The 11,922-nt window shown below is 69.2% G+C and carries 8 protein-coding genes; 2 read left to right on the top strand and 6 right to left on the bottom strand.

The window, feature by feature from the left end:
* Positions 1 to 61 precede the first annotated feature (61 nt).
* Positions 62 to 457 (top strand): hypothetical protein, encoded by a 396-nt coding sequence (locus VXC91_RS21475; RefSeq protein ID WP_329508924.1) that lies wholly within the window; start codon positions 62 to 64, stop codon positions 455 to 457.
* A gap of 147 nt (positions 458 to 604) precedes the next feature.
* On the opposite strand, the gene VXC91_RS21470 is transcribed toward VXC91_RS21475, so the two are convergent.
* Positions 605 to 1,189: a TetR/AcrR family transcriptional regulator gene (locus VXC91_RS21470; protein WP_329508923.1), complete on the bottom strand. Its 585-nt coding sequence runs from the start codon at positions 1,187 to 1,189 to the stop codon at positions 605 to 607.
* Between the two features lie 96 nt (positions 1,190 to 1,285).
* On the opposite strand from VXC91_RS21470, the gene VXC91_RS21465 reads away from it, so the two are divergent.
* Positions 1,286 to 2,824 carry an MFS transporter gene (locus tag VXC91_RS21465; protein WP_329508922.1) on the top strand — a complete coding sequence of 513 codons (1,539 nt, stop codon included), beginning with the start codon at positions 1,286 to 1,288 and terminating at the stop codon, positions 2,822 to 2,824.
* A gap of 68 nt (positions 2,825 to 2,892) precedes the next feature.
* Here the strand turns inward: VXC91_RS21465 and serA are convergent, their stop codons facing one another.
* From serA to VXC91_RS21440, 5 genes are all read right to left on the bottom strand, one after another.
* Entirely contained in the window at positions 2,893 to 4,482 is a 1,590-nt protein-coding gene (gene serA / locus VXC91_RS21460; RefSeq protein ID WP_329508921.1) for a phosphoglycerate dehydrogenase, read from the bottom strand.
* A gap of 265 nt (positions 4,483 to 4,747) precedes the next feature.
* Complete coding sequence (gene ilvC, locus VXC91_RS21455; RefSeq protein ID WP_329508920.1) at positions 4,748 to 5,746, bottom strand: ketol-acid reductoisomerase; 999 nt, start codon at positions 5,744 to 5,746, stop codon at positions 4,748 to 4,750.
* 141 nt (positions 5,747 to 5,887) lie between these two features.
* Positions 5,888 to 6,412, bottom strand: coding sequence for an acetolactate synthase small subunit (gene ilvN / locus VXC91_RS21450; protein ID WP_166002432.1), 525 nt, complete (start codon positions 6,410 to 6,412; stop codon positions 5,888 to 5,890).
* A 20-nt stretch (positions 6,413 to 6,432) separates the two neighbouring features.
* A complete protein-coding gene (locus VXC91_RS21445) occupies positions 6,433 to 8,307 on the bottom strand; it encodes an acetolactate synthase large subunit (protein WP_329508919.1) in 1,875 nt (624 codons plus the stop codon).
* 232 nt (positions 8,308 to 8,539) lie between these two features.
* Positions 8,540 to 11,491 carry an EAL domain-containing protein gene (locus tag VXC91_RS21440; protein WP_329508940.1) on the bottom strand — a complete coding sequence of 984 codons (2,952 nt, stop codon included), beginning with the start codon at positions 11,489 to 11,491 and terminating at the stop codon, positions 8,540 to 8,542.
* Positions 11,492 to 11,922 lie beyond the last annotated feature (431 nt).

Here is an 11,922-nt window from a genome sequence, read left to right as displayed (position 1 = left end):
CGTCGTCGGACTACCGAGACAGTACAGATCAACGCCGCGAGGCAGAGAAGGGGACCGCGCCATGGCCACCGCGCACACCGCGACAGCACCACGCACGCTCACGTTCCTGCAGGTCTCGGTCGCTCTGCAGACCCTGTGCATCTTCTTTCAGGCAGCCAGCGCCGGACTGGTGCTGTCCACCCACCACGGCGAGGTGCTGCACAGCGTCGGAGCGCGCGTGATCTACGCCGCGACGATGCTGTACGTGCTCGCCGCCGTCCTCGCCTGGCGGCCGGGCGGCGGCTCACCACGCCCCATCCTGCACTCGGTCGGCTTTCTCGTACTCGCTTCCGCGCAGGTGGTGCTGGGCATCGCACACGTCGCATGGCTCCATGTCCCCCTGGGGGTCCTGATGTTCGGCCTGAGCGTGCTGGCGCTGAGCCAGATGCTGTCCGCCCGGCTGTCGAAGCGGTCCTGACGGTCGGCAGGTCCCCCACCGTGGCGATCCCGTCGCGCTGCCGCTGGGGCCGTGGCCGGTCCGGCACGGGCGTACGGGCCGGCCACAAGGGCGGCGGGGGCAGCGGCACTTGCGGCGATCGCTTCGGTGACGGGGCTTCCGGGCCGGCTACGCCCGATCGGCGGCCTCGATGAACCGGCTTACTCCCTCGGTGAGTTGGTCGGCGTCCGGGGCGGTCTTCGGGTCGAAGGTCCACAGGGTGATGAGGCCCGTCATCAGGACCGTGTAGAAGCTGCCGAGCGTGTCCACGACGTCGTCCGGGACGTCCTCCTCACGCCCGCCCATCATCAGCGCGACGAAGCCGCGCGATCCTTCCCGCTGAGCCTGCGCCAGATGGTCGCGCACCTCGGGCAGTTGGTCTCCCATGACCGCGATCTCGGCGCTGAGCCGCCACAGCGAACCGGGTTCCCGCATGGTGGCGATGATGTTCGACCACACTTCCCGGAACCGTTCGAGCGAGCCCGGCGCGGCGCTGAACCCAGCGTTCGCGTCGCCGGCGAACGCGTCGGACATCTCCTCGACCAGGGCCACATAGGCCTGGGCGAGCAGCGCGTCCTTCGAGCCGTAGTGGTAGCCGATGGACGCCAGGTTGGTCCCCGACTCCTTGACGATGTCACGCGCGGTCGTGCGCGCGAACCCCTTCTCCAGCAGGCAGCGCTTGGCGCCCTCGAGCAGATCCTCACGGTGTCCCATGACCCCACCCTACTGCGCATCCATACAACCGTCCCATACAGATGACTTATACAATCGTTCTAGACAAGCGTTTAAGACGCTCGTACAGTCCTTGGCATGACGAACTCGACGAGCACCGCCAACGACCTCGGCACGCCCGCCGCACCGGCTCGGGCCGGCCGCCGCGAGTGGACCGCCCTGGGTGTCCTGATGCTTCCGCTGCTGCTGGTCTCGATGGATGTCTCGGTCCTCTACTTCGCGATCCCGTCGATCACCGCGGACCTGGAGCCGAGCGGCACGCAGCAGCTGTGGATCTTCGACATCTACGCCTTCGTCCTCGCCGGGCTGCTGATGACGATGGGCGCGCTGGGCGACCGCATCGGCCGCCGGAGGCTGCTGCTGCTCGGGGCCGCCGCCTTCGGGACCGCCTCACTGGTGGCGGCGTACGCGGACAGCGCCGAGACCCTGATCGCGGCCCGCGCGGTGCTCGGCATCGGGGGCGCGACGCTCATGCCGTCGACCATGGCGCTGATCCGCACCATGTTCACCGACCCCGGACAACGGGCGAAGGCGATCGGCCTGTGGTCCGGGGTGATGACGGCCGGGATCGCACTCGGGTCGGTGATGAGCGGGGTCCTCGTCGAATACTTCTGGTGGGGCTCGGTGTTCCTGGTCAACCTGCCCGCCATGGCCCTGCTGCTGCTCCTCGGCCCGTTCCTGCTCCCGGAGTCGAAGAACCCCGAACCCGGCCGCTTCGGCCTGCTCAGCGTGCCGCTGTCGGTGGCGGCGGTGCTGCCGGTGATCTACGGCCTGAAGGAGATCCCGGCGAACGGGTGGAACGTCCAGTACGTGCTGTCGGTGACGGTGGGCCTGCTGTTCGCGGCGCTGTTCGTGCACCGTCAGCGCACCACGGCGCACCCGCTCGTCTCACCGGTCCTGTTCCGTGCCAGGGGGTTCGCTCCCGCCCTCACCCTCAACCTGGTCTCGTCCTTCGCCATGCTGGGCTCGGCGTACTTCACCACGCAGTATCTGCAGTCGGTCCTCGGCAAGAGTGCGCTGGAGGCCGCGCTGTGGGCCCTGCTCCCCTCAGTGCTGATCGGCTTCGCGGCGCCGGTGACGACCCAGCTGGTGCAGAAGGGCGTCGACCGGGCCTACGTCGTCACCGCCGGCTTCGTGGTAGCGGCCTGCGGCTTCGGGATGCTGGCGCTCGCCGGGACCGACTCGATGTGGCTGGTGCTGGCCGGAGCCGGCGTGCTGGCCGCCGGAATCGTCACCGTGATCTCGCAGATGATGGACCTGGCGATGGGCGCCGCCCCGGTGGAGCGGGCGGGTACCGCATCCTCGTTGATGGAGACGGGCGCGGAGTTCGGCGGCGCGCTGGGCATGGCGGTCCTGGGCTCGATAGGCACGGCGGTCTACCGCCATGGCATCCCGGCCTCGGCCCCTTCCCCGGCCCACGAGACGCTGGGCGGCGCGCTGGCGGTGGCCCAGGGGATCCCGGGCCGTGCGGGAGCGGAACTGCTGACCGTGGCACGCGAGTCGTTCACGAACGGCATGCAGGCGGCGGCGATCACCGGGGCGGCCCTGCTGCTGGGCGCGGCCGCACTGGCCGCGGCGTCCCTGCCGGGCCTCAGGGGCCGGGACGGCCAGGAGTAGCCGACGGGAGACACTGCGGGGCCCGGCCACCTCACCACGGCCGGGCCCCGCTGTGTCGTACTCGGACGTCAGACCAGGTTCACCGAGCGGGCGGACGTCGCACCGATCTCGTCGGCCACCTCCGCCATGACGTTCTGCGGCACCGTGTCGTCGACCGTCAGGACCGCGAGGGCCTCACCGCCGGCGATGTCACGAGCCACCTGCATGCCGGCGATGTTGATACCGGCCTCGCCGAGGATGCGGCCCAGCGTGCCGACCACACCCGGGCGGTCGGTGTAGCGCAGCACCACCATGTGGTCCGCGAGCGCCAGATCCACGTCGTAGTCGCCCACCGCCACGATCTTCTGGTGGTGCTTCGGGCCGGCCAGTGTGCCGGACACCGAGACCTCCTCACCGTCGGCGAGCGTGCCGCGCACGGTGACCACGTTGCGGTGGTCCGTGGCCTCGGAGCTGGTGGTCAGGCGCACCTCGACGCCGCGCTCCTGGGCGAACAGCGGCGCGTTGACGTACGAGACCGTCTCGTCCACGACGTCCTCGAACACACCCTTGAGCGCGGACAGTTCGAGCACCTTCACATCGTGCTGGGTGATCTCGCCGTACACCTCGACGTCGAGGCGGACCGCGACCTCGCCCGCGAGCGCGGTGAAGATCCGACCGAGCCGCTCGGCGAGCGGCAGACCGGGCTTGACGTCCTCGGCGATGACACCGCCCTGGACGTTCACCGCGTCCGGCACCAGCTCACCGGCGAGTGCGAGGCGGACCGACTTGGCGACCGAGATGCCGGCCTTCTCCTGCGCCTCGTCCGTCGAGGCACCCAGGTGCGGGGTGCAGACGACCTCGTCGAGCTCGAACAGCGGCGAGTCCGTGCACGGCTCCTTCCCGTACACATCGAGGCCCGCGCCCGCGACCCGGCCCTCCTTGAGCGCCGAGTACAGCGCCTCCTCGTCGACGATGCCGCCGCGCGCGGCGTTGACGATGCGGACGGTCGGCTTGACCTTGTGCAGCGCCTCCTGACCGATCAGGCCGATCGTCTCGGGGGTCTTGGGGAGGTGGACGGTGATGAAGTCGGAGATCTCGAGGAGCTCGTCCAGCGACAGCACCTTGACGCCCATCTGCGCGGCCCGGGCAGGCTGGACGAACGGGTCGTAGGCGACGACCTTCATGCCGAAGGCGGACATGCGCTGCGCGACCAGCGCGCCGATGCGGCCGAGACCGACGACGCCCAGGGTCTTCTCGGCGAGCTCTACGCCCGTGTATCTGCTGCGCTTCCACTCGCCGTTCTTCAGGGCGGCGTTCGCCTGCGGAATGTTGCGGGCGGAGGAGATGATCAGACCGCAGGCCAGCTCGGCGGCGGTCACGATGTTCGAGGTGGGGGCGTTGACCACCATCACGCCGGCCTTGGTGGCCGCGGAGACGTCCACGTTGTCGAGGCCGACGCCGGCTCGTGCGACGACCTTGAGCTTGTGCGCGGCGGCGATGGCCTCGGCGTCGACCTTCGTCGCGGAGCGGATCAGGATGGCGTCGACGTCGGCGATCGCCGGCAGCAGCGCGGCGCGGTCCGCGCCGTTGCAGTGACGGATCTCGAAGTCGGGGCCGAGGGCGTCGACGGTCGCGGGCGACAGCTCTTCAGCGATGAGTACGACGGGTTTCGAGCTCACGTGAGTCCTCACATGTCCAATGCGGACGGCCGTCCCGACGGCCGCAGGCGGTGGAGGGGTGCTAGCCGCGTGGAAGACGCACGACGCTGTGGGCCTGACGCGCTTGTTGTGCAGAAGTGTAGTGGCGTCGCGTGCGCCGCTCCGCGTCGCTGCGAAAGGATCACCCGTCCGTGGCTGGACGGGTAAGACAACGCCACGTTCCGGACGTCACCCCCGGTTCGCCGAAGGGGCCGGAGCGGAATGCTCCAGCCCCTCGGCCGCAACGTTACGCCTCCTCGTCGACCCAGCTCATCAGCTTGCGCAGCTGCTTGCCTGTGGTCTCCAGCAGGTGCTCGGAGTCCTGCTTCTTGTACGCGTTGTACTTCTTCAGACCGCCGTGGTACTCGTCCATCCAGTTCTTCGCGAAGCTGCCGTCCTGGATCTCCGCGAGAACCTTCTTCATCTCGGCCTTGGTGGCGTCGGTGATGATGCGCGGACCGGTGACGTAGTCGCCCCACTCGGCGGTCTCGGAGATCGACCAGCGCATCTTCTCCAGGCCGCCCTCGTACATGAGGTCGACGATCAGCTTCAGCTCGTGCAGGCACTCGAAGTAGGCGATCTCCGGCTGGTAACCCGCCTCGGTCAGGGTCTCGAAGCCCGCCTTGACCAGCGCCGTGGTGCCTCCGCACAGCACGGCCTGCTCGCCGAAGAGGTCGGTCTCGGTCTCCTCGGTGAAGGTCGTCTTGATGACGCCGGCCCGGGTGCCGCCGATGCCCTTGGCGTACGACAGCGCCAGCGCGAAGGCGTCGCCCGAGGCGTCCTGCTCGACGGCGGCGATGCACGGAACGCCGCGGCCCTCCTCGTACTGACGGCGCACCAGGTGGCCCGGGCCCTTGGGGGCGACCATGCACACGTCCACGCCAGCCGGAGGCTTGATGAAGCCGAAGCGGATGTTGAAGCCGTGGCCGAAGAACAGCGCGTCGCCGTCCTTGAGGTTCGGGGCGATGGACTCCTCGTAGACCTGGGCCTGGATCGGGTCCGGCACCAGGATCATGATCACGTCGGCCTCGGCGGCGGCCTCCGCCACGGTCACCACGCGCAGCCCCTGCTCCTCGGCCTTGACCTTGGACTTGGAGCCTTCGTGCAGACCGACGCGCACGTCGACGCCCGAGTCACGCAGCGACAGCGCGTGGGCGTGGCCCTGGCTGCCGTATCCGATGACCGCGACCTTGCGGCCCTGGATGATGGACAGGTCGGCGTCAGCGTCGTAGAACAGCTCGGCCACTTTCGGTTCTCTCCTTGGGATGCTGATGTTGCTTCCCACCGTATGACGGCGGGGGATGGGGAAGTCTCGGGGTCTCGGAATACGGGCGGCCGATGGTCGACCGGCCTCCCGTCTCCGTTCGTACGCAATCCTCTCCGAGCCCTACGCGGACCGGTCGAGGGCGCGCAGGGAGCGGTCCGTGATCGACCGGGCGCCGCGGCCGATCGCGATCGTGCCGGACTGGACCAGTTCCTTGATGCCGTACGGTTCCAGCATCTTGAGCATGGCCGAGAGCTTGTCGCTGCTGCCGGTGGCCTCGATGGTGACGGCCTCGGGGGAGACGTCGACGGTCTTGGCGCGGAACAGCTGGACGATCTCGACGATCTGGGAGCGCGTCTCGTTGTCGGCGCGCACCTTCACCAGAACGAGTTCACGCTGAACGGCCTGCGACGGCTCCAATTCGACGATCTTCAAAACGTTGACCAGCTTGTTGAGCTGCTTGGTGACCTGCTCGAGCGGCAGGTCCTCGACATTCACCACAATGGTGATGCGGGAGATGTCGGGGTGCTCGGTGACACCGACCGCGAGCGAGTCGATGTTGAAGCCGCGACGGGAGAACAGGGCGGCGATCCTGGCGAGGATGCCGGGCGTGTTCTCGACGAGGACCGAGAGGGTGTGCTTGGACATGGTTCTCACTCAGCTCTCTCTCAGTCGTCTTCGTTGTCGCCGAAGTCGGGACGGACGTCCCGGGCAGCCATGATCTCGTCGTTGGAGGTGCCGGCCGCGACCATCGGCCACACCATCGCGTCCTCGTGGACGATGAAGTCCACGACGACCGGACGGTCGTTGACGGAGTTCGCCTCTTCGATGACCTTGTCGAGGTCCTCCGGGGACTCGCAACGGATCGCGTAGCAGCCCATCGCCTCCGCCAGCTTCACGAAGTCGGGGACGCGAGTGCCGGCGCTCGGCTGCTTGCCGGACCCCGCGGCGCAGCCGTTGTCCGACCCGGTGGGACCGGAGTGCAGCACCGTGTTGGAGTACCGCTGGTTGTAGAACAGGGTCTGCCACTGGCGGACCATCCCGAGGGCACCGTTGTTGATGATGGCGACCTTGATCGGGATGTTGTTCAGGGCGCAGGTGGTCAGCTCCTGGTTGGTCATCTGGAAGCAGCCGTCGCCGTCGATCGCCCAGACCGTACGGTCCGGGGCGCCGGCCTTGGCGCCCATGGCGGCCGGAACCGCGTAGCCCATGGTTCCGGCGCCGCCGGAGTTCAGCCAGCTGGCGGGCCTGTCGTACTGGATGAAGTGCGCAGCCCACATCTGGTGCTGGCCGACGCCCGCGGCGAAGACCGTGCCCTCGGGCGCCAGCCGGCCGATGCGCTCGATGACCTGCTGCGGGGACAGCGAGCCGTCCTCGGGCTGGTCGTAGCCGAGCGGATAGGTCTCGCGCCAGCGGTTGAGGTCCTTCCACCAGACGGTGTAGTCCCCCCGGCGGCCCTCGCTGTGTTCCTTCTGCACGGCCTGGACCAGGTCGGCGATGACCTCGCGCGCGTCACCGACGATGGGCACGTCGGCGTCGCGGTTCTTGCCGATCTCGGCGGGGTCGATGTCGGCGTGGACGATCTTGGCGTGCGGGGCGAAGCTGTCCAGCTTGCCGGTGACGCGATCGTCGAAGCGGGCTCCGAGGGCGACGATCAGGTCGGCCTTCTGCAGCGCGGTGACGGCGGTGACCGCACCGTGCATGCCCGGCATTCCCACGTGCAGCGGGTGGCTGTCGGGGAACGCGCCGAGCGCCATCAGGGTGGTGGTGACGGGCGCTCCGGTGAGCTCGGCGAGAACCTTGAGCTCCGCGGTGGCGTGCGCTTTGAGGACGCCGCCACCGACGTACAGGACGGGCCGCTTCGCGGAGGTGATCAGCTTGGCGGCCTCGCGGATCTGCTTGGCGTGCGGCTTGGTGACAGGCCGGTAGCCGGGCAGGTCCATGGCGGGGGGCCAGGAGAAGGTCGTCTGCGTCTGCAGCAGGTCCTTCGGAATGTCGACGAGGACCGGACCGGGACGACCGGTCGAGGCGATGTGGAACGCCTCTGCGATCGTCTTCGGGATGTCCTCGGCCTTGGTGACCAGGAAGCTGTGCTTGGTGATCGGCATCGTGATGCCGACGATGTCCGCCTCCTGGAAGGCGTCCGTGCCGATCGCCTTGGAGACGACCTGGCCGGTGATCGCGACCAGCGGCACCGAGTCCATGTTCGCGTCGGCGATCGGCGTCACCAGGTTGGTGGCACCGGGGCCCGAAGTGGCCATGCAGACGCCGACCCTGCCCGTGGCCTGCGCGTAACCGGTGGCCGCGTGGCCCGCACCCTGTTCGTGACGGACGAGCACGTGGCGCACCCGGCTGGAGTCCATCAGCGGGTCGTACGCGGGAAGGATCGTGCCGCCGGGAATACCGAATACGGTGTCGACCCCGACCTCCTCAAGCGAGCGAATGAGGGACTGCGCACCCGTGACGTACTCGGGCGCGGACTGGTGTCCTCCGGATCGGGGCCGCGGCTGCGGATGAGGGGCCCCGGTGGCCTGCTCGGTCATCGGCATTCTCTTCTCGATGCTGAGGGTTTTTGCGAGGTTTGTGCGTTGTTCGAGTGGTACCTGTGCAACAAAAAACCCCTCGTGCCGGTAGGCAAGCGAGGGGAGCGCGCCGGGTGTGGTCGCTGGATTCTCCGGTTCATTTCCGGTGGGTCCCAGCTCAGCCGACGCGCTGTCCAAGTACGAGAATTCGGGTGCGCATGGAACTGACCCTCCCCCCGACACGCTGTCACTGTCAAGTAGGTGGGACAGGAGTCTCATTATGTGAGCGTAGGCCCTTCCCGCCTCCGAAAACGGCAGGCACACCACCTGTGTACACCCGCCGGCCTCGCCCGGCGAAGGCCGGTTCCGCGGGCCCGTGGGGAACGGGGTAATGGCCGGAGGTCAGCGCCCGGCGCAGCCGGTACTCGTCAAGCGGCCCGGCGAACGCCATGCCCTGCCCATGGGTACAGCCCATCGCACGCAGGGCGACGACCTGCTCGGGAAGGTCCACGCCGTCGGCGATCGACTGAAGGCCGAGATCGCCGGCGATGCGCAGCAGCCCACTGGTGATCTTGTGCAGCCGGGCCGACTCGACGACCCCCTCGACCAGGCTGCGGTCGAGCTTCAGCACGTCGACCGGAAGCCGGCGGAGTGCCGTGATGGCCGCGTAGCCGTTGCCGAACCCGTCCAGGGCGATACGGACACCGATCCTGCGCAGGGCGCCGAGTCGGCGTTCCAGCTCGTCCAGACAGGTCCGCGGGTCGGTGTCGGACAGCTCGATCATCAGGGCACCCGAGGCCAGACCATGCCGGGTGAGCAAGGCCTCGACGGACCCCAGGGAGCGGTCGAGGAGCCGGTGGGCGCTCATCCGGACGGCGACGGGCACGGCGAGTCCGGGGGCGGTGCGCTCGGCGGCCTGCGCCACGGCCTCCTCGAGCACCCAGCGGTCCAGCTCGGCGGTCCTGTCGCTGTCCTCGCAGACACGCAGGAACTCCCAGGGGGAGAAGAGCATGCCCTGGGAGGAGCGCCAGCGCGCCAGGGCACTGACCGATGTGATCCGGCCGCCCTCGAGCGACACCACCGGCTGGTGCAGGAGGGTGAACTCGCCGTCGTGCAGCGCGGCCCGCAGCCGGGTGGCCAGTTCGGCCTTGCGTACGACGTCCTGCTGCATCTGCGGCGCGTACAGCTCCACACGGCCCTTTCCTGCGCCCTTGGCGCGGTACATCGCGAGATCGGCGTTGCGTAACAGCTCACCCGCGCCCAGCCCCGGTTCGGCGAAGGCCACACCGATGGACGCGGCCACCCGGACATCGTTGCCGTCGATGTCGTAGGGCTGCGAGAGGGTGACCCGAAGCCGGTCGGCGAGTTCTAAGATGTGCCGTTCGCGCGCGGCGCGGTCCCGGGTGCCGTCGCCGACGATGAGAGCCGCGAACTCGTCGCCGCCCAGGCGCGCGGCGGTGTCGCTCTGCCGGACCGCGTCCTGGAGTCTGCGGGCGGCCTGGACGAGCAGTTCGTCCCCGGCCTGGTGGCCGATCGTGTCGTTGACGGCCTTGAATCCGTCGAGGTCGACGAAGAGGACGGCGGTGCCGCGGTCGGAGGCGCGGCGGCCGGACAGCGCCTGCTGGACCCGCTTGGTGAACAGGGCGCGGTTGGGCAGGTCGGTGAGCGGATCGTGCTCGGCGTTGTGCTGCAGCTGTGCCTGCAGGCGCACTCTCTCGGTGACGTCCCGGCTGTTGAAGATCAGGCCACCCTCGTGGCGGTTGACGGTGGACTCCACGTTGAGCCAGCCCCCGGCGCCGGACCTGAACCGGCACTCGATGCGGGTGGTGGGCTCCTGGGTGTGCCTCGCGGTGAGGAAGCGGCGCACTTCGTGCACCACACAGCCCAGGTCCTCCGGATGGATGAGCGCGGCGAGTTCCGTTCCGACGAGCTCCTCGGCGGGCCGCCCGTAGACACCGGCGGCGGCCGGGGAGACGTACCTGAGGATGCCGTTGGGCGCGGCGATCATGATGACGTCGCTGGAGCCCTGCACCAGGGAACGGAAGTGGTTCTCCTTCTGGGCGAGTTCCTGGGTGAGAGTGATGTTGTCGAGCAGCATGATGCCCTGGCGCACGACAAGCGCCAGGACGACGGCTCCCGCGGTGACGAGGACCACGCGGTCGACGCTGTGGCCGTTGAGGATGTTGTAGAGGATCCCCAGCGTGCAGACGGCGGCGGCGAGGTAGGGCGTGAGCGCGGCCAGCGATCCGGAGATGGGGCGGGTGGCCGGGTACCGGTCGTGGTCCTGCGAGAGTCCGGCCGGGTACCCGTCGTGGCCCGGGTACGGCGGGAGCCCGCGGCCGTGGCCCTCGGGGAACACGTGTGCACGCTCTCCCGGGAGGTCCGCGCTCTGCGGGTCGTACTGCCGCTGCTCCGGCACGTACTGGTGCACCACGCGGGCGTGCCCGTCGTCGTCCGGCTGTCCGGACCGGGCGCCGACCCAGGGGGCGTAGGCGAGCAGCAGCGATCCGGCGAACCAGCCCGCGTCCAGCAGCTGGCCCGAGTGATAGCTGTTGTGCAGCAGCGGCGAGGTGAACAGGGCGTCGCACATCACCGTCAGGGCGAGCGCACCGACCGCGGTGTTGACCGCGGAGCGGTTCACCGCCGAACGCCGGAAGTGGAGTGCCACCACCATGCTGATCAGGGCGATGTCCAGCAGCGGGTACGCGAGCGACAGCGCGGTGTGCGCCACGCTGGGCCCGTCGAACTTCGCCGCCTGGGCGAGCGCGAGACTCCACGACAGCGTCAGCAGCGAGCCGCCGATCAGCCACGCGTCGAGCGCGAGACATACCCAACCCGCCTTGGTGACAGGCCTTTTGGCGAGCACGAGCAGTCCTACGATCGCGGGCGGGGCGAAGCAAAGGAAGAACAGATCGGCACTACTGGGCGCGGGAACGGGGCGGTCGAGGACCACCTCGTACCAGCCCCAGACCCCGTTGCCGAGCGCCGCCATGGCGGAGGAGAGCGAGAACAGCAGCCAGGCGGGCCGGAAGCGGCTGCGGCGGCGGGCGTACACGAGGCAGGAGACCGACGCGGTGCCTGCCGCGGCACTGAGCCCGAAGTCGCCCATGAACAGCGCGAGGCCCTTGGAGCCCCAGCCGATCGCGGAACAGACGGCGTATCCCGCGCAGATCAGGGCCAGGACGAGTTGCGGAACCAGGCGCATCCGGCCGTCCGGCACCGGACGGCGGGCCACCAGCGCCCCGGGGGAACTCACCGGGCCCTCCCGGTCCGGGGCGCGGCCGGGTCCCGCTGGTATCGGTGCGCTGGGTGGGAGTGCCTCTTGCGGCCGCTGTGCCTGCGGTGGTGATGATGGCCGCTGTGGCCGCGTCTGCGCGTCGTCGCTCGCCAGGGTCGCCGCCCGCGGCCCCGCCGCGCCGGATCGTTCGTCCATAGGCTGTGCATCGCCCGTCGCCCCCCTCGCATGTCTGAAAGTTCCGTCCCCGGCGCCGAACGGTGCGCGGCGCAGCCCCTGTCGGGACGATACACCAGTCTCGTCACTCAGGGACATAGTTCCTCTACGCTCAGTGACGGACAGCGTAGGTTCGGGCACGTTGCGCGCACGAGGGACTGCGGAGTGTGCCGGAAGCGGACGAG

Origin of the sequence: Streptomyces chiangmaiensis, from assembly GCF_036281785.1 — a bacterium.
Classification (GTDB): domain Bacteria; phylum Actinomycetota; class Actinomycetes; order Streptomycetales; family Streptomycetaceae; genus Streptomyces; species Streptomyces chiangmaiensis.
Note: the sequence above shows the minus strand (reverse complement) of the source record. Positions and strands in the feature narration are given on the sequence as shown.

Excerpts from the sequence above, each read along its gene's own strand:
- VXC91_RS21445 (WP_329508919.1), bottom strand. The coding sequence starts at position 8,307 with ATGACCGAGCAGGCCACCGGGGCCCCTCATCCGCAGCCGCGGCCCCGA.
- ilvN (WP_166002432.1), bottom strand. The coding sequence starts at position 6,412 with ATGTCCAAGCACACCCTCTCGGTCCTCGTCGAGAACACGCCCGGCATC.
- VXC91_RS21465 (WP_329508922.1), top strand. The coding sequence starts at position 1,286 with ATGACGAACTCGACGAGCACCGCCAACGACCTCGGCACGCCCGCCGCA.
- VXC91_RS21475 (WP_329508924.1), top strand. The coding sequence starts at position 62 with ATGGCCACCGCGCACACCGCGACAGCACCACGCACGCTCACGTTCCTG.
- VXC91_RS21470 (WP_329508923.1), bottom strand. The coding sequence starts at position 1,189 with ATGGGACACCGTGAGGATCTGCTCGAGGGCGCCAAGCGCTGCCTGCTG.
- VXC91_RS21440 (WP_329508940.1), bottom strand. The coding sequence starts at position 11,491 with ATGCGCCTGGTTCCGCAACTCGTCCTGGCCCTGATCTGCGCGGGATAC.